This is a genomic window from Streptomyces sp. NBC_01351 (genome assembly GCF_036237315.1).
In the GTDB taxonomy this organism is placed as follows: Bacteria; Actinomycetota; Actinomycetes; order Streptomycetales; family Streptomycetaceae; genus Streptomyces.
Genome location: NZ_CP108356.1, coordinates 379,591 through 400,032 on the forward strand (window position 1 = coordinate 379,591; position 20,442 = coordinate 400,032).

General features: G+C 75.3%; 12 protein-coding genes. 4 read left to right on the plus strand and 8 right to left on the minus strand.

The features are described from left to right. Nucleotides 1-43: 43 nt before the first annotated feature. Nucleotides 44-559: an HAD domain-containing protein gene (locus OG625_RS01935; RefSeq protein ID WP_329376284.1), complete on the plus strand. Its 516-nt coding sequence runs from the start codon at nt 44-46 to the stop codon at nt 557-559. Here OG625_RS01935 and OG625_RS01940 read toward each other — a convergent pair. From OG625_RS01940 to OG625_RS01960, 5 genes are all read right to left on the minus strand, one after another. Continuing rightward, nucleotides 549-2,663, minus strand: a complete 2,115-nt coding sequence (locus OG625_RS01940) for a hypothetical protein (RefSeq protein ID WP_329376286.1) — start codon at nt 2,661-2,663, stop codon at nt 549-551. The genes OG625_RS01935 and OG625_RS01940 overlap by 11 nt on opposite strands. Next, nucleotides 2,660-6,955, minus strand: coding sequence for a DUF5682 family protein (locus OG625_RS01945; RefSeq protein ID WP_329376288.1), 4,296 nt, complete (start codon nt 6,953-6,955; stop codon nt 2,660-2,662). The genes OG625_RS01940 and OG625_RS01945 overlap by 4 nt, the downstream gene beginning before the upstream one ends. After that, nucleotides 6,952-8,103: an ATP-binding protein gene (locus tag OG625_RS01950; RefSeq protein WP_329376289.1), complete on the minus strand. Its 1,152-nt coding sequence runs from the start codon at nt 8,101-8,103 to the stop codon at nt 6,952-6,954. Before OG625_RS01950 ends, OG625_RS01945 begins: the two co-directional genes overlap by 4 nt. 179 nt (nt 8,104-8,282) lie before the next feature. After that, nucleotides 8,283-13,268: a DNA-binding protein gene (locus OG625_RS01955; protein WP_329376290.1), complete on the minus strand. Its 4,986-nt coding sequence runs from the start codon at nt 13,266-13,268 to the stop codon at nt 8,283-8,285. After that, on the minus strand, nt 13,265-14,131 hold the full coding sequence (locus OG625_RS01960) for a DUF4132 domain-containing protein (protein ID WP_329376292.1): 867 nt from the start codon (nt 14,129-14,131) through the stop codon (nt 13,265-13,267). Before OG625_RS01960 ends, OG625_RS01955 begins: the two co-directional genes overlap by 4 nt. A 204-nt stretch (nt 14,132-14,335) precedes the next feature. On the opposite strand from OG625_RS01960, the gene OG625_RS01965 reads away from it, so the two are divergent. Continuing rightward, nucleotides 14,336-15,052, plus strand: a complete 717-nt coding sequence (locus tag OG625_RS01965) for an HNH endonuclease family protein (protein WP_443067660.1) — start codon at nt 14,336-14,338, stop codon at nt 15,050-15,052. Further along, nucleotides 15,049-15,330 (plus strand): hypothetical protein, encoded by a 282-nt coding sequence (locus tag OG625_RS01970; protein WP_329376295.1) that lies wholly within the window; start codon nt 15,049-15,051, stop codon nt 15,328-15,330. The genes OG625_RS01965 and OG625_RS01970 overlap by 4 nt, the downstream gene beginning before the upstream one ends. 155 nt (nt 15,331-15,485) lie before the next feature. Here OG625_RS01970 and OG625_RS01975 read toward each other — a convergent pair whose 3' ends face one another. Together OG625_RS01975 and OG625_RS01980 are read right to left on the minus strand one after the other, a co-directional pair. Continuing rightward, a complete protein-coding gene (locus tag OG625_RS01975) occupies nt 15,486-16,769 on the minus strand; it encodes an RNA-guided endonuclease InsQ/TnpB family protein (RefSeq protein WP_329376297.1) in 1,284 nt (427 codons plus the stop codon). 509 nt (nt 16,770-17,278) lie between these two features. Beyond that, nucleotides 17,279-17,812 (minus strand): GNAT family N-acetyltransferase, encoded by a 534-nt coding sequence (locus tag OG625_RS01980; protein WP_329376299.1) that lies wholly within the window; start codon nt 17,810-17,812, stop codon nt 17,279-17,281. A 150-nt stretch (nt 17,813-17,962) separates the two neighbouring features. Between OG625_RS01980 and OG625_RS01985 the strand changes: the two genes are divergently transcribed. Continuing rightward, nucleotides 17,963-19,243: a sulfite oxidase gene (locus OG625_RS01985; protein WP_329376301.1), complete on the plus strand. Its 1,281-nt coding sequence runs from the start codon at nt 17,963-17,965 to the stop codon at nt 19,241-19,243. Between the two features lie 14 nt (nt 19,244-19,257). On the opposite strand, the gene OG625_RS01990 is transcribed toward OG625_RS01985, so the two are convergent. Next, nucleotides 19,258-20,427 (minus strand): alpha/beta hydrolase family protein, encoded by a 1,170-nt coding sequence (locus tag OG625_RS01990; protein ID WP_329376303.1) that lies wholly within the window; start codon nt 20,425-20,427, stop codon nt 19,258-19,260. Between the last annotated feature and the right edge of the window lie 15 nt (nt 20,428-20,442).

Genomic DNA, 20,442 nt, shown 5'->3' on the forward strand with positions numbered 1-20,442 from the left:
CGGTGCAGGTGGTCCCCGCGCGCAGGTGGCCTACGGTGGCGCCATGACCGGACTCGCGGCCCGCCCGCTGCTCTACCTCGATGTCGACGGACCACTCATCCCCTTCGGGGCCGGCCCGTACCCGCGGGGAACCGACGCCAATCCGCTGCTCGCCAGGGTCGATCGCGCGCTCGGGCCCCTGCTCGAGGCGCTGCCGTGCGCGTTGGTCTGGGCCACGACGTGGATGGAGGAGGCCAACGAGTGCCTCGCGCCGCTGCTCGGCCTGCCGGAGCTGCCGGTGGTGGAGTGGCCGGAGCCGTCCGAGGAGGACGAGCCCGGCGGGGGCGGCGGGTACCGCGGGCACGGCGGGCCCGGCAGGATCCACTGGAAGACCCCCGCCCTCGTCGGGCACGCCGCCGGTCGCCCCTTCGTCTGGGTCGACGACGAGATCAGCGCCGCCGACCGGGCCTGGGTGGCCTCCCACCACCCGGGCCGGGCCCTGCTGTTCCGCGTCGATCCCGGTCGGGGTCTCACCGGAGCGGACGTCGGCGCGCTGCGCGCCTGGCTGCTCAGCGGGTAGCCGCCCAGGAGGCGGCCACCAGGAGGCGTTCCGCTGCCGCGAGGTGGGTGGCCGCGGCCAGCCAGGCCCGGGCGTAGCCGTCGGCGGAGGGGTCGGCGAGGCGGCCGAAGGCGTCACGGGGGCGGCGGTCGGCCTCGGCCGCGAGGGCGGCGGCCAGGTCCGCGGCCGCGGTGAGCCCGGCCCGGCGCAGCGGGCCGTACGCCGCCAGGGGCGCGTCCGCGCGGGCCGCCTCGGCGACGGCTCGGCGGCCGCCCGCGACCCCGGTTTCGAGGAGCCGACGGGTCCGCCACAGCGGGGAGTCGGCGAGCGGGTCCTGGAGGCCGGATACGGGGACCGGCTCGGGGGCCTGCTCCGGGATCGGCTCGGGGACCGGTACGGGGGCCGATTCGGGGGCGTCGGGCCGGGCCGGGAAGTGACCACCCTGGAGGCGGTCGTACCCGAGATCTGCGCGGCCCAGCCACTCCTCGGGCAGCCGCAGGGTGTGCTCCGCGCCGGGCACCGGGCCGACGGCGAGGGGGCGCAGGGTGGCGGCGCGGTCCAGGTCGGGGCGGCCGAGGACGCGGAGCGCGAGTCCGGGGTACGAGCCGAGGCGGCGGAGGTTCTCGACGTGGGGCAGCTCGGGGTGGGGGTGCGCGGGCAGCAGCCGCAGCAGCGGGGCGTGCTCGCGCAGCTCGCGCACCAGGAGGTGCTCGCCCGCCGCCCCGACGACCGTGACGTCGCAGCCGATCAGCGGGGACTCGGTTGCCGCCGGGTCGGCCGGGCCAGCCGGGTCCGCCTGGCCCGTGAGCAGCTCGGCGACGGCCTCGGCCGCCGGGCGGGCGAAGAGGGCGGCGGCGGGGCCCTCGCTCCAGGACGTACCGGGCAGCGGGGTCGCCCTGACCTCGCGCCCGGCGCCGAGCCGGCCTTCCGGGGAGACCGTCGCGCCGACGATACGAAGACCGCCGCGGGCGAGCCCCGCCTGGTCGAGGACGGCGCCGCCGAGGGCCACGGAGGCGGTTCCCGCTCCGCGGGCGCGGGCGAGGCCGCCGGGGCGCACGTCGGCGATCGAGTAGCGGGACCCGTCCGGGGCCAGCAGGTGGGTGACGACTCCCCCGTACCCGGTGGCGGACAGGACGGGTTCCCGGCACAGCCCGTGCACCTGGAGGCTGCCGCCCGGGGCGTACGCGCGGCGGGCCGTGCCGGGCTCGCCGGAGCCGGCGGCCAGCAGGGCCGCGGTGTGCAGGAGCGCGCGAAAGGCTCCGGTGAGGTCGCCGAGCCGCTGGCCCGCACGGCGCTCGCGGGCAGCGCGCAGGCCGCGTACCACCCGGAGGGCGGCCGCCTCGGCGCCCGGCAGCCCGGCGAGGCGTGCGGTGTGCGCCGCGCGCAGCAACTCGGCCTGTACCACGGCTCCGCCGGCCGTCACTCCGGCGGCCAGAGCCTCGGCCCCGGCCAGCCAAAGCCCGGCGGCGGCGCCGACCTGGGCGGAGGTGAGGGCCTTCGGCGGCGTGGAGCCCGCGGCGTTGGCGGCCGGCCCGGCGTTGCCGGTGGGCGCGGCGAGCGCGGCGCGGCGAGCGTTGCCGGCGGGCGCGGCAGGCCCCGCGGCCTCGGCATCCTCGCGGTCCCCAGCGGGCTCGCCCGGCGCGGCGGGCCTGGCGTCGGCGGTGGCCCGAGCGGCCTCGGGGTTCCCTGCGGGCCCAGCGTCGGCGGTAGGCCAAGGGGCCTCGGGGTTCTCTGCAGGCCCTGCATCGGGGCTGGTGGGCTCAGCACCCTCACAGTCCGCGGCGGCCCCGGCCGCACCGGGGTTCGGGGTCGGGTCGGCGGCTTCCGGGGGTGGGTCCGCCAGGGGGGACGCGGCCAGGACGGCGGCGCGGTGGAGGCAGCGGGGCGCCAGCAGGCAGCTGCACGTGGCCTGTTCGGCGTGGCCGACCGTGCCGTCCGGGCCCGGCTTCAGGGTGACCAGGGCGTCTTCGCCGAAGCGGACGGTGACGCTGCCGTCCGCCGTACGGGTGGCGCCCGCGCCGCAGGCATCGGCGGCGGCGTCCAGCTTCTTGCGCAGCCGTGCCGTCAGGTTCTCGACGGCTTCGGCGAGCACCTCGGGGGCTATGGCGGGCAGTTCGGTGCTCAACTGGCTTCTCCACGGAGGCGGTCGCCCACCCAGCGGGCGAGGGCGAGGGGGCTGAGGGCGGCCACCGGCATGCCCGCCGCGACGAGTTGCCGGGCCACGGGAACGCTGTAGCGGGGCGTGCCGGCGTCGTCGAGCGCGGCGCAACCCAGCAGGTGGGCGCCGGAGGCGGCCAACGCCCGCACCTCGCCGAGGAGTCCGCCGATCGGAGCGCCCTCCTCGAAGTCGCTGACCACGACCACGAGGGTGCGGCTCGGGACGGTGATCAGGGAGCGGGCGTGGGCGAGCCCGGCCGCGATGTGCGTGCCGCCGCCGACCCGGACCTCCAGGAGCAGTGAGAGCGGGTCGTCCACCCGGTCGGTGAGGTCCACCACCTGGGTGGAGAAGGCGAGGAAGTGGGTGGACAGGGTCGGGACGCCGCCCAGGACGGCGGCGGTCAGGGCCGACCAGATGACGGAGGCCTCCATGGAACCGGATACGTCGACGACGAGGACCAGCCGCCAGTCGGCCTCGCGGCTCGCCCTGGTGCTGAACACCGGCCGTTCCGGGACGACGACCACGCTGCCGTCTTCGCGGCGCCGGGTGTGCGCGAGGTTGGCGCGCAGGGTGCGGGCCAGGTCGAGGGTGCCGCCGGGGCGGCGGGTGGGGCGTGGGGTGGCGAGGCCGGAGAGGGCCGGGCGCAGTCGGGTGGCCAGTTCCCTGGCGAGTTCGTCGACCAGTCGCCGCACCAGGGGGCGCAGGCGGGCGAGTTGGGCTTCCGGCATACCGCCGGCCAGGGAGAGCACGGAGCTCAGGAGCTCCACCGAGGGCCGTACGGTCGCCGGGTCGAGGTGGGCGAGTACGTCGGTGCGGCCCGCTTCGGCGGCCCCGGCGAGCACCTCTTCCCGTACGTCGGCGCCGAACAGGGACTCCAGTTCCTCGGACCACTCGCGGGCCGTGGGGAACGAGGCCTCCTGGCCGCCGCCCCGGCCCGCGCCGGCGCCGCCGGCCTCGGAGGCGCCCTCGCCGCGTCCCGCGCCGTACAGCTCGTCCAGAGAATGGGCGTAGCGGCGGGCTCCGGCGGGAAGGCGGTCGCGTTCACGGCCGAGGAGCAGCCGCCAGCGGTCGGCGGGGACGAGCCGCGTGTGGGGCGACGGGACGGGCCGGCGCGGCGGCTCCGCCGGCTCAGGCTCAGGCTCAGGCTCAGGCTCAGGCTCAGGCTCAGGCTCAAGGGTGGGGACCTGGGCCTGCGCCCTGGGGAGCGGAAGGGACTCGACCGCGGCGAGTCCGGCCGCGTCGGCGGCGGCCCAGAGGGCGAGCAGGGCGGGCGGGGCATCCAGGGTGAGGTCGATCCGGTCGCCGAGGCGTTCGGTGACGGTGTGCAGGAGCCGGTCGCGGGCGGCGGGCGACAGGGCGTCGAAGCCGCCGCGCAGGGCGGGGAGGCGGTCGAGGAAGAGCCGGTCGTCGAGGTGCTCGACGCGGTCGAGGAGCGGGGTGAGGGCGGCCGGGGAGGCCTGGAGCAGCGGCCCGGCGGCGGTGAGGAGTCCGCCGAGCCGGCGGGTCAGGGCGCGCCGGGTGTCGGGGGTGGCCGCGCCGTCGATCCATCCGGCCGCGCGGTCGCCGAGTTCGGCGGCCGGGTCGAGGTCGAGGAGGACCCGTACGGCCAGGGCCGCGCCCTGCATCAGCGGGGAGGCCGTGGCGGCCAGGGCGGCGAGCGCGTCGTCCGTGCGCAGGCCCAGGTGGCGGGCGGCGGCGCGGTCGGCGAGGGCCACGAGGGCGGCCGCGTCGGCCGGGTCCTCGCTGCCGGCGAGGCCGGGCAGGGAGCGTACGGCCGCTTCGAGGAGGTCGGCGGTGAGGGCGGCCGCGGTGGCGCGGGACTCGGCGGAGGTGCCGGGGAGGTGGCCGCGGTGAAGGGAGTCGAGGAGGTCGAGGGCGTCGAGGAGTTCGGGCAGGGTTGCCGTCTGCGGCAGGACGGTGGCCGCCTCGTGCAGGCGTACGTCGACCAGCGCGGGCAGGTCGCACCGCGCGGCGGCGGCGAGCCCGGCGAGGATCTGTGCCGGGGTCGGCCCGCCGTCGGCGGCGGCTCGGCGTGCGGTGTCGCGGAGGGTTCCGGCGGCCGCCTGGGCGGCGGTGACTCCGCGGCAGCCTGCGAGGTCGAGCCGGGCCGGTACGGAAGGCGTCCAGGACAGCCGCCATTTGGTGCCGAGGGCGGCGGCGTCGCCGGTGGCGGCCACGGGGGCGGGCTCACCGTAGGAGGCGCCGCAGACGAGGAGCCGCTGCAGCAGCACCTCCCGGCGGGCGTCGAGGGCGGAGCGGAGCGGGTCGAGGCGGAGCTCGCGGGGGGCGCCGGCGGGGGCGTCGGGGCCGGGCAGCCGCAGTTCGGCCAGTTCGGCCTCCACGGCGGGGCCGAGGCCGGAACGCGGGGCGTGCGGGCTGACCCGCCCGCGGCCGGTGCCGACGAGGACGGCCTCCAGGGCGCGGGCCAGCGCGCGGCCCCGGCCGAGGGGTTCGCCCTGGCCGAGCACGGTGGTGACGGCCTCCAGCAGCTCGCCGCGGCCGGGTGCGGGGAGGCCGCGCAGGACGGCCAGGTCACAGGCGAGCCGCAGGGTCTCGGCGGCCTCGCCGGTACCTGCGGTGTGCCCGGCGCGGCGCAGCTCCCGGCAGAGCCGGGTAACCGCGTGTGAGGCGGCCTCCCGGAGGCGGTCCGGGGCCCCTCCGGCCTCCAGGACGGCCTGCTGCCAGAGCGGATCCCGGATGCCGGCGGGGTACCCGGAGCGGGAGTCGAGCAGGTCGAAGGAGTAGGGCACGAGAGAGGTGACGACCTCCCCGCCGGCCTCCGCCCCGACGGCGCCCCGCCCCACGCCGCCCCGCCGCGCGCGTACCGCCACCCCGGCGGCAGCCCGGCGGCCCGTCTCCCCGCCGGCGGAAACCCCGGGGCCCGCGGCCTGCGGGGAACTCCCCCCGACCCCTGCCGCCGGCTCGGCACCGTCCCCGTGACCGGGCACGCCCGCCGCAGCCGCACGGCCCGTGCCCAAGTCGGCCGAGCCGACGCCGGGCTGCCCCTCGAGGGCAGAGCCGGCCCCGCGCGCCGTGCCGGCCGGGGCACCTTCCCCGGCCCCGGCTGCCGCAGCCGCGACGGCTTCGGCGCGCGCACCGCCGGGAACCGTGACGGCGGAGCCGGATTCGATGGCTGCTGACGCCTCACCTGGAACCGTGGCAGTGCAGCCGGATCCGGCATCCGCGTGCGCACCGCCGGGAAGGCAGGCAGCGAAACCGGATTCGGTGTCCGCCGGCACCCCACCCGGAAGCTGGGCAGCAGAGGCGGTTCCGGCGGCCGCGGGCACCACGCCAAGAGGTGTGGCGGCCGGGCCGGATTCGGTGGCCGTCGGCACCCTGCCGAGAACTGCGGCGGTGGGGCCGGTTGCGGTGGGTACGGTCAGGAGGGCCGGGGCGTGGAAGGCTCCGATCACGGCGGCCACACGGTGGCCTGCGGCGAGGGCGTCGGCGATCACCTCGCGCATGTGGGCTTCGCGGGCCAGGTCCGTCGCCGGGACGTCGGCGGTGTCCGCGCGGAGCGCCCATCCGACGCCGAGCGCGGCACGCCGTACGGCTTCCGGGGCGCAGCCGGGTGCGAGCACCTCGACGGCCCGGTCCCACAAGTCCTCCCCGTCCCGCCCGGTCCCGGCGGCGGCAAGGCCGTCCGCGAAGGAACCTCCCCGCGCCGGTTCCGTACCCGAGCCGACCCGGGCACGGGAAGGGACGTTTCCGTCCGGGGACGCGCCGGGCTGCGGAGCCGAGCCCGTGCCCGGCCCGGACGCCGCCGGGGCTTGCTTCGGTACGGGCAGATCCAAGACGGCCGTCTCAGGGTCCGGGCTCCCGGCCCGATCCACATCCCGGTCCGGGCCCGGGGCAGGGGTTCGGGACCCGGACGGGGTCCCCCGCTCGGCAGGGGTTCCTGGGATTCGGGCGGCGGACGACAGCGGGAGGTCGCAGCACAGGACGGTCGCGCCGTGTGTGGCGGCCCAGCGGATCGCCGCCAGTTCCGGGGAGAAGTCCGCGAAGGGGTAGAACGCGAGGCGGCCGTCCCCGGAGGTGCCCGCCAGGGCGATCGGGGACTGCGTCTCCGGGTCGGCCAGGTGCCGCAGCCACGGCTGGAAGTCCGCCGGGAGCTCCACGCAGACCACGTCCGCGCCGGAGGCGTCCAGCAGGGCCGGGACCACCGCCGCCAGCGCGGGGCTGTGGTGGCGCACACCGAGGAGGTACGGCGTGCGGGAGGAGGCGAGGGCGTCCAGGGCGGCCCGCGGGTCGGCCGTCAACGCAGGCTCCCGCGCAGGTCCCACAGGCGGCGCCACATCGCCGAGCCGTCCTCGGCCCGGCGGCGGACGGGGCCGTCCCAGTATCCGAGGAGGCGGCCGTGGTCGGCGGGATCGTCCTTGCGGACCACGCCCAGCAGGTGCCCCGGCAGCAGGTCGAGCGCGTCCCCGCCCGGCAGGTACGCCGCGGAGATCCCCAGCGAGGCCGCGACCTGCACGGCTTCGGCGGTGGACATGACCGTACCGGGCCGTTCGACGTCCCACCCTTCGGCCGAGCGCCCGCCCCGCAGGTCCCGGAACACGGTGACGAGCGCGTCGAGTACGGCATCGTCCACCGCGAAGGGCGCACCGGCCCGCTGGACGGCCGCGACGGCCTGGCGGCGGATCAGCGCGGCCTCCGCGTCCGCGTCGGCGATCGGTTCGACGGTCTCGAAGTTGAAGCGCCGCTTCAGAGCCGCGGACATCTCGCTGACGCCGCGGTCGCGCAGGTTGGCGGTGGCGATGACCGTGAAGCCGGGGGCCGCGCTGACCACCGCGTCCTCGGTGGAGGTCAGTTCGGGCACGCTGACCCGCCGGTCGGACAGGATCGAGACGAGCGCGTCCTGCACCTCGGGCAGGCAGCGGGTGATCTCCTCGACGCGCACGACCCGCCCGGTCCGCATCGCGGAGAGCACCGGCGAGTCGACGAGGGCTCCGGCGCTCGGCCCCTGGGCCAGCAGCAGCGCGTAGTTCCAGCCGTAGCGGAAGGCGTCCTCCGTGGTGCCGGCCGTGCCCTGGACGGTGAGGGCGCTGGTTCCGGAGACGGCGGCGGCCAGCAGCTCGGACAGCATGGACTTCGCGGTGCCGGGCTCGCCGGTGAGCAGGAGCCCGCGCTCTCCGGCGAGGGTGACCACGCAGCGTTCGACCAGGGCGCGTTCGCCGACGAACTTGGGGGCGATGGCCAGTTTGGCGCCGCCGCCCGGCAGGGCGAGCTCCGTTCCGTCGCTGCCGCAGACGAAGGTGACGACGGCGCGCGGGGTCAGGGCCCAGCCGGGCGGCCGGGGGCCCGAGTCCTGGGCGGCGAGGAAGGCGAGTTCGGCGGCGTACCGCTCCTCGGCCGGGAGCACCTGGCGGGCGGGAGCCGCCGCGGCGGGCTGTTCGGTGAGGGTCATCAGGGTCCTTGAAAGGAAGGAAGCAACGAAGGAAGGAAGCAACGGAGGAAGGAACGAAGGAAGGAACGAAGGAAGGCCGGGCGTGGTGGCCGGCTCGCGCCACGTGGGGCGCACCCGGTGCGGCGCGCCCGGCCAGGGGCGCGCCGCACCGGGACGAGGCGGTACGGGGTTCGGCGGCGTCAGCGGCGCCGTGCGCGGGTGCGCTTGACCTTGAGTTCCTCGAAGCGCGGCCCGTCGCCCTCGCGGACCCGCTGCCAGGCCCTGCGGTAGAGGTCCGCCACCGGTTCGACGGGCACCAGCGAGCCCCCCGCCCGGGGGCCGTACATGGAGAGCTTCCACTGCTCCACGGGCAGGGTCGGGGAGGACATCTCCGACCATCCGCCCGGCAGGAACAGCGAGCGCCCCGCCCGGCTCCGGGAGGCCGGGACCACCAGGTCGGTGGCGGCGAGTTCGGCGCGGGCCGCCTTGAGGCGGGCGGGCTTCCAGCCGGTCCAGCGGGCGGTGTTGCGGTCGGTGGGGTCGGGCATGGCGAGCAGCATCAGGTACAGGGCGGCCGCGTCGGCGCCGAGGCCGTGTGCTCCGGCGGCCTCGGCGACCAGCTCGGGAACGGATCGGCTCGGGTCCTGCGGCCACCAGGTGCCGTCGGCGGCCGCCGTGCCCGCGGCCGGGGCGCCCGGGTCGGCGAGCAGCGCGGCGAAGGCCGGGTCGTGGGCGAGCCGCAGGGCCGTCTCGATGCCGTTGGGCGTCTGGTCGGCGCCGCGCAGCAGCGGCAGGTACGGGTCACGGCCGGTGGAGTCCAGCAGTGTCGGGCGCAGCACGGGCATGGGCCGGCCGTCGTGCGTGGGCAGGATGACCGCACCGTAGCGCTCGTAGCCGTCCGAGCCGTGCCCGCCCGCCGTCGCCCCCGCCGCCTCCGCGGTTTCGGTCGGGGTGCCGGCCGCCTTCCGGAATTCGGCGAGGTCGGTGAAGTACCCGATGAGAAGGAGCAGTTCGGGTGCGGCCAGCCGCTGCCGTACGGCCGTCAGCGCGGGCGGCAGCGCCGCTCGTACCGGGTCGCCGGCGGGCAGCCGGTGAGCCAGCCAGGCCGCCATGGAGAGCGCTCCGGTGAGTACCTGCGCAGTGAAGGGCCGGGCGGCCGGTTCGCGGGGCTCCGCGCGGTCGCCCTTCACTGTCCAGGGCACGTCGACGGAGAGCTCGGGCGCCGCGGCGGGGTCGAGCAGGGCGGGCAGGGCGCGGTGCACGGACCATCCGGTGCGGACGGCCCGAACGGCCTCGGTGAGCAGCCAGTCGGGTACGGGCGTACGCCGTCCCACGCGCCGGTTCCAGACCTGCGCGGCGGCGGCCACGTCGGGGCCGTCGCTCCACAGGCGTGCCGGGTCGGCGGGCAGCAGGGCGCCGACCACCGCGCGCCGCACCTCGGCGTCGAGTCCGATGAGTTCGTCGCGGGCGTGTCCGGCCTCGGCGGACTTGACGCCGAGGGTGGTGCGCAGCGGTGCGGGCAGGAAGTGGTGCTGCCGGTCGTCCATCCGCGGGAGACCCGCGACCACGAGCCGGGCGAGGGTGCCGGAGACGCCGGTGAGGCGGGCGAACTCCTCGGCGGCTTCCGGGAGGAAGGGCGCCGGGCCGTGTTCGGCGGCGGCGGTGAGGAAGGCGCGCAGCCACCCGGCTCCGCGCTCCCGGTCGCCGAGCGGTGCCTCGCCACGCACGGTGTAGGGGCCTGGGACGGTGAAGCCGCCGGTGGGGTCGTGGAGCAGGGCGCCGAACTCGTGGCCGTCGGGGACGGATTCGGCGTGCTCGGTCAGGGCGAGGACGGCGCCGCCGCCGAGTGGCAGCAGGCTGCGGTGATGGAGTCCGCGGTCGATGCCGTCGGGGGTCCGCAGGTGGCGCTGGTCGAGGTGGAGCAGGACCCGGCGCCACCGGTCGGCGGAGCCCTGGGCCGAGTCGAGGCCGAGCGCGTCCACCGCGTCGAGGAGGGTCAGGAGGCCGGCCCGCTGCTCGTCGGTGACGCAGAGCCCGGCGGCGCGGTAGGCGAGGGCGGCGGGCTGGTCGAGCCAGGGTGTCCACGTGATCGCGGAGTGGCGCAGGGCGGGCATGTCCCAGTGCAGGCGCCCGGGTGCCGCGGTGGCGTCGGTGTGCGCCCCTGCGTCGGCGAGTTCCCGCAGGAAGCGGTGGGCGGCGTCGCAGTCGCCGCCCCAGCGGTAGTAGCCGGTTCCGATGAGGCCGTTGAGGGCGTCGCCGAGCAGGATGTCGGTGGGGCCGGATTCGACGTCGTGCCGGGGGTTCGCGTCCGGGTGGAGCCGGGCAGCGACGGCGTCCAGGGACTTCTGCTGGGCGAGGGTGAAGCGGAGCACCTCGACGATGCCGCCGATCAGCTTCGGGTCGGTGACCTGCGGCAGCGCCGCGCTCACCAGGCCGGGCAGGTCGGTGACCCGGTCGGCCGCGGCTGCCGCCTTCAGCAGGGCGGCGACGGTGTCCCGGTCGGCTGCGCGCAGGGCGGCGGAACCCTCGGGGTCGCGGGGGCTCAGGGCGTACCAGTGGGTGAGCGGCGGGAGGTCGACGCTGCCGGTGGCGAAGTTTCCGTTGCGGTGGAGGTCGTCGCGCGAGCGGGCGGTGACCACGCCGTCCGGGTCGATGATGCTCAGTTCGCGCCAGCGCATGGACAGGCCGCGCGGCCGTTCGTCGCCGGGGAAGGTGAGTGCCGCGACGGGCATGTCGTGGCCTTCGGGCACGGTGACGGTGCGGCCGGCGGTGTCGTGGCCGTGCCAGCCGTGGCCGGGGAGGCGGACCGTGGCCCAGCCGAGGAGCCCGTCGGCGGGAGTTCCGAGCACCGATCCCGGTACGTCGGGCGCCGGGCGCAGCCAGCTTGCGCGCTCGGACAGCACGGCGGTCGACGGGAGTCCGCGGGTGGCGTCGGTGAGGAACGCGGGCCGGGAGTAGCGGCCGCGGGTGGAGGTCGCAGGGTCGTACTCGCGCCAGCCCCCGTCGTTCTCGTGGTCCCGGCGCTGCCACAGCCAGTACGAGGCTCCGTCGGACAGCAGTTCCAGCTCGTCGGGGAGCGCGGTGTCACCGCGGTGCAGGACGCCTCCGCCGGTGGCGCGGCCGCCGCCGGACAGCAGCAGGGTGATGTGCTCGGACCGCAGCTCCCAGTGCCGGCGGTCGCCGTCGAGGGTGAGGACGGTGCCGGGCGAGTGGTGCCAGTAGCCCTGGATCACCTGGGAGTTGTTGTAGGAGGACCAGAAGACGAGGAGTTCGCCGTCCACGTACTGGAAGGAGTGGCGGTACGAGTTTCCGGCCGGGACGCGCAGGTCGTGGGTGAGGACGGTGGAGTCGGCGTCGATGACCCGGACCTGGCTGTGGTTGGCGACGATCAGGTACGGCCAGGCTTCGACCAGGGTCAGGCCGTGGTGGCCCTGGCCGGGGCCGAGTTCGGCGACCGCGCTCTCCCAGGAGGGCCAGGTGAGCTCTTCGAAGAGGCCGCCGCGCAGGGTGCGGGCGAGGGTCTCGGCGAGGTCGGCGGCGGCTGCGGCGGCCACCTCCCCGGGGGCGAGTCCGAGGGCTTCGGCGGGCAGCCAGGACAGGCGCGCGATGGCCTGGGGGACCCCGGGCAGGCCGGCCGCGGTGGAGTCGCGGGCGACGTCGCGCACCCACTCGGTCAGCAGCGGGCGGCCGCCGGCCGAGCCGGCGACGCGCTGGATGATGTCGGCGCCGGCGTCGCCGAGGGCGTTCAGGGCGCGACGGAAGGCCGGGTGGAAGCGCGGGTCGGCGGCGATCGCGAGCAGCTCGCGGCGCTGGTCGGCGCGGGCCCAGTCGCGCAGGTTGAGCTGGTTGTGGCGGTGCGACTTCTGCTTGGGGTCGGGGTCGGCGACCGGGACCTCCAGCGTGAGGAGCAGGTCGAGGAGGTCGGCGTCCTCGACGCCCACGCGCAGCCCTGCCTCGCGGCCGGGGAGGGCGAGTTCGGCGCGCAGCCGGTCCGCGCAGCGGGAGACGAGGCCGAGCAGGGCCTGGGGGGTGGGGCTGAGGCCCCAGCCGGCGTGCCGGGCGGCGTGGAAGCGCTCCAGCCAGCCGGCGGCGCCGTCGGGGCACTGCTCGTCGGCGGGCAGTTCCGTGGAGACGAGGCCCGCGGTGGCGCCGGACTCCTCGAGGAGTTCGAGCCACAGGGCGGTGAGTTCGACGCTGTCGCCGCCACCGGGCGGGGTCAGCCCGAGCAGCGTGCCGCGTACCGCGGGGACGCTGCGGGCCAGCGCGACGAGCGCGCCGCGGTGGGCCTTCCACCAGCCGGTCGCGGCGCGCAGGGTGGCGGGCAGCGGCAGCAGCTCGGCGAGGTACTCCTGCTCGGCGCCGGTGCCCTTGAGTCCGGCGGCGCGGGCGAGCCGGCGCAGTTCGGTGGCGGCCTGCGCAGAGGGCGGCAGCCCGCCCGCGGTGCGGCGTACGCACAGCCGGCGGAAGCGGTCGTACGCCTCGGCGGGGGTGACGCGGGCGGCGAGGTCCTTGCCGTAGCCGGTGAGGACCTTGACCGGCAGGGCGCCGGCCAGGGCGAATTCGAGGAAGACGGAGTCGAGCCGGTCCTCGTCGACGCTCAGCCCGTGCTGGGCCTCGGCGGTGCGGGCGCGGCCGAACAGCTGGGCGGCGTACGTGGTGTTCTCGACGGCGAGGAAGATCCGTGCGGTCTGCTCGTAGAAGACGGGCAGGAAGTGCGGGACGGATGCGGCGAGCCGCCCGGCCAGTTCGTGGCAGGCGTCGAGCGCGGCCTTGGGCTTGGTCTTGGCCTGCGGCGCGATGCGGTCGAGTTCGGGGACGACGGCGAGGGCGTGGTGGCCGTCCTCGGGGTGGTGTACGAGGACCCATTCGGGGAAGCCCAGTGCCTGGCGGCGGCTCAGGCCGACGACCGGCGGCTCGCCTTCCTCGGGTACGAGTCCCAGGAACCCGGCGGCCAGGTCCTCGGCCGCGCCCAGTTCGGCCGGGGTGAGCCGGACGACCACGCGGTCCTCGCCGAGGGCGGGGTGGCGGTAGCCGCGTGCGGTCAGGTCGACGGCGGTGGGCCCGGCGCCGGGGGTGCCGGGCGGGAGCACCGCGCCGGCCTTGAGCAGCAGTTCGGCCTCGCCGGGGCCGCTCGCACCGGCCTCGTCCCCGCCGTTGACGTCCTTCAGGTCCGTGTTCTTGCTCATGCTCCCGCGCCCTCCTCGATCTTGCGCCCGGCGTACAGCGCCGCGGCCATCCGCATTCCCTCGGACCAGGCCACCGGTCCGACCTCGGGCAGGCGCACCGCCCGGCCGTCCTCGTCGTGCCAGCTCAGGGCGCCGGTGGTGGTCTCGTCCTCGTAGTAGGGCTCGCCGATCCACACCGCGGCCTCCGTCCCGGCACCGGAGTCCCGGACCTTGCAGGTGGCGTAGCCGCCGGAGACCCGGTAGCCGAGGCCGGTGGCCCGGGCGGCGAGGCTGAAGCGGGTGGGGAAGACCCCTCCCGCGTAGTCGCGGACCTCGGTGGCGGTGGCGGCGAGCTCGGCGGGCTTGCGCCAGGTGGCCCGGTGGATCTGCTCGACCCGCTGCACGATGCCCAGTTCGGCGGCGAACTCCCGTACGTCGTCCAGGTCGGGCAGCAGCACCGGATGCGGCAGGGTCACCGTGCGCGGGGAGAGCCGTACGGTCTCGCCGTCGAGGTTGACCACTTTCAGCTCGCCGGATTCGGTGGCGTCCCGCAGGAAGCCCACCTCGTCCGGGTCATCACCGACGACGGCCAGGTCGCGCAGCGCGGACTGCCAGGCCTCGTCCGGCCAGACGCGGGCGAGCAGCGCGGTCGGTACCGGGAGCGAGGACACCATCCAGGTGTCGACCTGGGCGACGCAGGCCGCGGCGTGCCGGTCGAGCCATTCGGACAGCCGGCGCAGCCGGTCCACCTCGGGATGGTCCTTGAGCGCCTTGGGCAGGGTTTTCAACTGCCGGCCCGCCGCCCGGCCGGTGGTGGAGCGCGCCGCCACCCGCCCTTCCACGAGGGCGATCTCGTACCCCTCGCCCGCCGCCATCCATGCCATCAGCCCGTGCCCCCTGCTCGCCTGTACCGAACGGATCCGCGCAGCCCTGACAGGGGGGACGAAGCCCCCCTGAGCTGCGGTATGCCGGGAGACTAGCGAGAGGCACTGACAACGCCCGACGGAGGGTCCATGGCCGGTTTTATGTCCGGTTCTGGGTAGTCTTCCGGGGACAGTTGATGAGCGGGGCCGGCTCGGGGTGGGGTTATGGAACGTCATATACGTGTGCGTGGTGCGGTGGTCGCGGCCGCGGTGCTGCTGGCGGTGGCCGGCTGTTCCGGTCCGACGGCCCCGCCGGGCGCCCCGGACGCGAAGCCGTCGGGAGCGGGGGCGCCGCCTGCGCCCGACGCGAAGCCCGCCGCGGGGGACGTGCTCCCCGGAATGGTCAGCACCGCTGTGGCCCGGAACCGGTTGGCGGCGCTGAAGGTGGCGCCGGCGGGCACCATGGCCGGCTACAGCCGGGACAAGTTCACGCACTGGACCCAGCAGGGGAACAAGTGCGACACCCGCGAGGTCATCCTCGAGCGCGACGGCGCGGACGTCACGCGCGACGCCGAGTGCAAGGCGGTCTCCGGCACCTGGAAGAGCCTGTACGACGGGGTGGTCGTCACCGACGCCGCGAAGATGGACATCGACCACATGATCCCGCTCGCCGAGGGGTGGCGCTCGGGCGCGGCCGGCTGGGACGCCGCCAAGCGCAAGGCCTTCGCCAACGACCTGACCAATCCTCAGCTGCTGGCCGTGACCGCCGCCTCGAACCGCTCCAAGGGCGACCAGAGCCCGGACCTGTGGCAGCCCCCGGAGAAGTCGAGCTGGTGCCAGTACGGACGGGCCTGGACGACCGTGAAGTCCGCGTACGGGCTCACCGTGACCGAACCGGAGAAGAAGATGCTCACCACGATGCTGGACACCTGCGCCTCATGACGGACGCGCTCCACTGGCAGGACGATGTGACCGCCGGCCCGGGCGGCGCCATGACCGACGAGGTCGGCGTCGTCACCGGACCGCTCACCCTGCGCACCACGGCGGTGCCGGGGGACCTGGTCCGGTTCGACGTCCAGTACAAGGACGCCGACGAGTGGTACACCCTCACCGGCAGCCCGCTCCCCCACCACGGCGCCCCGGCCGCCCTGCACTCCGCCGCCCTCGCGTCGATCAGCACGGGCCACGGCGCCCAGGCCCCGGGCATCGGACCGGGCTGAGCAGGGCTCGGCTCGGCTCGGAGGGCGGCAGCGCACGGTAACGCCCAGAGGGCGGGTGCCCGCCGGGAGGCGGTGGGCGTTGCCCGTGATCAGGTCTGCGGTCGTGATGCCGTTCCATTGACGATCCTCGCCCCCATGAACGGGGGCGATTCCCCTCAGCCCGCGTGAGCGGGCCTCGGGGCTTCACGCATCCGCCTCCGGCCGGTGGCCGGGACTCGCACCCTGGAGATGCTGCGCGTGCTGTTGATGTCCGAGCCACCCGTCCGGCGGGCTCGGGCCTCGATCTCCACCGAGGCATTGTGGTCGGCATCGTCCTCGTGCCCGCACCGGGTGCAGGCGAACAGCCGACCGCATCCCTTACGGGATTCGGGATCGACCTCGCCACACTTGGCGCAGGTCTGAGAGGTGTGGAACGGCGGAACGGCGACGAGTTGCGACCCGTACATGCGGGCCTTGTACTCAAGCTGCCGCCGCCGCTCCCCAGGGGTGTTGTCCAGGATCGACTGGTTCAGCCCGGCCTTCGCCCGGACGTTCCTCCCCGGCGCTTCGGCGGTGCCCTTCGCGGATGCGGTCAGGTTCTTCACGCGCAGCCCCTCGATACCGATCAGGCCGTGGTTTTTGGCGAGGTCAGTGGTGAGCTTGTGCGTGAAGTCCCGGCGTCGGTTGGCCCGCTGGGTGGTGAGCTTTGCGATCTGGGCAATCGTCGCGCGCAGGCGGTTTCCGTACCTTCCTCCGTTGTGCTTCTTCGCGTAGGCGATCTGGCGGGCCTTCCGCTGCTCCAGTGCCTTGAGCCGCTTCTTCTCATTGACGAGGAGCGTCGGCGGCATGAAGCGCGGTGTGGTCTCGGTGGACACGAAGGCCGAGGCGGCGACACCGAAGTCCACACCACATCCGGGCTTCCCGTTCGGCGCGTCCGGCCTGCGACCGGTGTGGACGCCGAAGGAGATGTGCCAGCCGTTGCCGTCCCGGGAAATCGTGGCGTTGCGGATCGCCCCACCCAGTGCGCGGGAGAGCCTGAACCGCAGCCAGCCGATTTTCGGCAGACGTACCTCGGCCCACTTGCGGTTCAGCTTGCGGACCTCGACCGCCTGCCCGGGAAACGGAACCGTCACACGGTGCCCGCGCTTCTTCCGCGCCGGAAACCCGGCCGCATGCCCCGGGTTCCAGAAATTGTCGTACGCCCGGTCCAGCTGACGCAGGATCTGCTGCCCAGCCTGCGCGGGCAGATCACCGATCCAGTCCAGATCGGCACGAGCCGTCGTCAGGTACTTGCACTGCTCGACCGACCGCAGGGTGTACCGGCGCTGCTCCCACAGGTACATGCGCTGCTCCAGGGCCACATTCCACAGAGCGCGCGCCGTATGCCCCCACCCGGCCAGGACCTGATCCTGGACCACGGTGGGGTACGCCCGATATCTGCGCCCCGCGTCCGCCTTCACGCCCTCATCGTGCCGACGCCTCAGCGCCGACATGACCCAGATCCGAAAAAGACAAGTATGTGCCCTTCTCTGATCCACTCACTCTTGGTTTCGTGGCGGAGTACCGGCGCAAAGTGTTCGACGATGCGCGCCTCAAGCGGATGGAGGAGATCACGCGCCAGCGGGCACAGACTTCGAGCGCGAGAGGGACACCACCCCTTCCCGTCGTTGGCCCATCCAGCGAACAGCACAACCGCCCGCATCAGCCGGCGGGCCAGAGTACTCACCAGCGGCTGAAGCCCGGATAGCCGTGGCGGGTGTAGCCGCCAGTGACGTACGCGGTGCGGCCGTCACGGGAGGTCGTCACGCCCTCGTGCGGGCCGTCCAGCGGGTACACGCGCGCACAGCCGGAGCCCGGTCCGCCCGGAGGCCGGAGCCCGCGAGCGGTCCGGACGACCCCGGGTCATCCGATCGGCCGATGCGGCCGGAGCCACGGGCGGTCCGGCTGGAGCGGCGCGTGGTGCGCCGGATCAGGCCTCGTACTCGGTGAGGTCGATGCCGTGGATCTGCAGGAGGTACTTGTGCTCGGGGTCGGTGGTGTCGCGTTCGTGCACCATGCCGAGTTTGCGGATGACGCCCTCGGAGTCGTCGTTGCCGGCCCGGTTCACGGCGACCACCCGGTCGAGGCCGCGGTCCTGCAGGGCGAATTCCAAAGTGGCCTGGGCGGCCTCGGAAGCGTAGCCCTGGCCCCAGTACTGGCGGCCGAGGCGCCAGCTGATCGCGATGTCCGAAACGACCTCCGGCGGACCTTCGGGCACCGAGAGCCCGACGACCCCGATCAGCTCGCCCGAGGCGAGGAGCTCGACGGCGAAGAGACCGAAGCCCTCGTCGTCCCACTCCTCCTCCATCCGCTCGATCTGTTCGGCGGTCCCGTCCAGGTCGAGGGTGGAGCCGTCGCCGATCCAGCGCATCACCTCCGCGTCGGCGTTGATCTCCGACAGGGGGACGAGGTCGTCGTCGGTCCATCGGCGCAGGAGGAGTCGGGGGGTACGGATCTCGGTCATGGACCCCATCCTGCCGAAATTCGTCCGTTCGGCGGTAATCGGCCGTTGCGGCGGTGTTGCGGGTTCGTGGCGGGACCGGCGGGAAGGTTCCGTCGGCCCGCCCCGGGCCGCTACGGTCCGTCGGAAATCGCGATCAAGGAGTGTCCGAGCATGCCCCTCGACCTGTCGGACGAGAGCCAGTACGACCGCACGCGCCTGCGGCAGTGGGCGGGCGGCCGCGCCCGCTCCGCGGGAGTGGACCGCCGCGACCTGCTCAAACTGCTCGCGGCGGGCGCGGCGGCCGGATCCGTGGGGCTGGGCGCGGCGGGAACGGCCTCGGCCACGACCGGCGCCTCGGCCACCACCACGGCCTCGCCCGGAATCCTCAAGCCGCTGCCGCCCGAGCTGTTCACCCTCCGCGGCACCAACGCGGAGACGAAGTTCGCGGCGCTGCGCGGCACCGGCCCGCTCACCCCGGTCGACCGGTTCTTCGTGCGCAACCACACCTCCACCCCGCGCATCGATGCCGCCGCGTGGCGGCTGAAGGTGTGGGGCGACGGCCTCGCGGGCGACCCGGTCGACTTCTCGTACGAGCGGCTGCGCGCCCTGCCGGCGGTCGAGCGGACGCTGTTCATCGAGTGCGCGGGCAACGGCCGCAGTTTCTACGCCACCCAGCAGGGCCAGGCGGTCACCGGCACCGCCTGGACCCTGGGCGCGATCGGTGTCGCGCGCTGGCGCGGAGCGCGGCTGTCCGACGTACTGCGGCTGGCGGGCGTGACCCCCGGCGCCGTCGACGTCCTGCCGCGCGGGCTGGACGACGAGGTGGTGGCGAACGGGGTGAACCTGGGCCGGGTGCGGCGACCGCTGCCGGTCGGGAAGGCGCTGGACGACGTCCTGCTGGCGTACGAGATGAACGGGCGGCCGCTGCCGGCCGACCACGGGGGCCCGGTGCGTCTCGTCGTACCGGAGTGGGTCGGGATCTCCTCGATCAAGTGGGTCGGGGACATCGAGGTGAGCGCCGAGCCCCTCTACTCGCCGTGGAACACGGACACGTACCGGCTCTTCGGGCCGGAGCACCCGGCGCAGGGCAGCGCCCCGCTGACCCGGCAGACCCTCAAGAGCGCCTTCGAGCTGGAGCTGGGCGCCACCGTGCCCGTGCACCGGACCCGGCTGCTGACCGGGCGTTCCTGGTCCGGCGGGGCCCCGGTCACCCGGGTGGAGGTGAGCACCGACGGCGGCGGCCACTGGCAGCGCGTCCGGCTGCACGACGCCCCGCGCCGGGGCGGCTGGGTGCGCTGGTCGCTGCCGTGGACCCCGCGTGCGGCGGGTGCGACGGCGCTGCTGGCCCGCGCCACCGACGCCACCGGGCGGACGCAGCCCGAGACCTCGGTCCACAACGCGCAGGGCTACCTGTTCGACGCGGTGGTGCGCCACCCGGTGACGGTGGTCTGACCCGCTCGGCCCGCTCAGGGGGTGTGGAAGCGGACTTCCGGCGCGTCGGCGGACGGACCGTCGAGGACGGGCTGCGGTGTGCCGCGCAGGTGCTGGTCGAAGAAGGCACCGACGTAGCGCCGGGTCAGCTCGACGGATCGGGCGCCGGGCAGCGGGGCCTTGGGGTCGAGCGGCAGGCCCAGCTGTTCGCCGATCGCCGGGAAGTCGGAGAAGGTGAAGTGGCCGGATCCGGCGAAGGTGATCCAGCGCTTCCAGCCGTCGAGCAGGGGCCAGTCGCGGTCCCAGCTCTGGCTGCCGCCGGGGCCGCGTTCCTGTGCGCCGATCAGCATGAAGGGACGGCCGCCGAGCCCGGCCGCGGGGACCGGCGTGGCGAGGCCGCCGTCCATGTTCACCCCGGCGCGGATCCTCGGGTCGGTCGCCATCGCGGCGACCGCCGAGGCGCCGCCTATGGAGTGGCCCGCCATCGCGATGCGGGTCCCGTCGATGAGTCCGGCGTGGTGCCAGGCGGGGTGGTGTCCGGTGAGGCGGTCCAGCAGGAAGGACACGTCGCGGGCGCGGGTGTCGCTGACCGCCTGCATGCCGGCCCCCGCTTTGACCTTCTCCAGGGCCAGGCACTCCAGCACGCGGCCGCCGGGGAAGGCGGTCCCCACGCTCTCGTACGCGTGGTCCACCGCGGCGACCACGTAGCCGCGGGAGGCCAGGTCCTCGGCGAGCGAGGTGAGGGTGGCGCGGTGGACGGTGAACCCCGGGGAGAGGACGATCAGTGGGTACTGTCCGGCGACGGGGCGGGCGTTGGTCCGGGACCGGGTCACCGTGCCGGTCAGGGTCTCGACCGGGATCACCTTGTCCAGCTTCCGGTCGACCAGGAGCAGCCGGGCCTCCTCGCTGGTGAGGTAGCGCGCCGTGCCGCCGGTATCGCGCCGCGCCGGATAGCGCATGGTCACCATGAGCTCGCGCGGCCCTGATCCTGCCCAGGGGTCGGTACGGCTGTGGTCCACGAGGTGGAGCGTGTCCAGCCCGACGGAGAAGCGGCCGGTGGGGCGCGGGAGTTCCACCGCCGCGCCCCGGCTCTTGGTCGCGGTGGCCGTCGACTCGGCTGCCGCCGCCGTGCCCGCGGCGGCCAGCGGGACCGGAAGGAGCAGGGCGAGTAACGCGACGGCTGCGGCTGTTCGGTTTCGGCTCATGACCCGAACCTACGG

Coding starts and splice junctions, on each gene's coding strand:
- OG625_RS01935 (WP_329376284.1), top strand. CDS start 44: ATGACCGGACTCGCGGCCCGCCCGCTGCTCTACCTCGATGTCGACGGA.
- OG625_RS01950 (WP_329376289.1), bottom strand. CDS start 8,103: ATGACCCTCACCGAACAGCCCGCCGCGGCGGCTCCCGCCCGCCAGGTG.
- OG625_RS01955 (WP_329376290.1), bottom strand. CDS start 13,268: ATGAGCAAGAACACGGACCTGAAGGACGTCAACGGCGGGGACGAGGCC.
- OG625_RS01960 (WP_329376292.1), bottom strand. CDS start 14,131: ATGGCATGGATGGCGGCGGGCGAGGGGTACGAGATCGCCCTCGTGGAA.
- OG625_RS01965 (WP_443067660.1), top strand. CDS start 14,336: ATGGAACGTCATATACGTGTGCGTGGTGCGGTGGTCGCGGCCGCGGTG.
- OG625_RS01970 (WP_329376295.1), top strand. CDS start 15,049: ATGACGGACGCGCTCCACTGGCAGGACGATGTGACCGCCGGCCCGGGC.
- OG625_RS01980 (WP_329376299.1), bottom strand. CDS start 17,812: ATGACCGAGATCCGTACCCCCCGACTCCTCCTGCGCCGATGGACCGAC.
- OG625_RS01985 (WP_329376301.1), top strand. CDS start 17,963: ATGCCCCTCGACCTGTCGGACGAGAGCCAGTACGACCGCACGCGCCTG.
- OG625_RS01990 (WP_329376303.1), bottom strand. CDS start 20,427: ATGAGCCGAAACCGAACAGCCGCAGCCGTCGCGTTACTCGCCCTGCTC.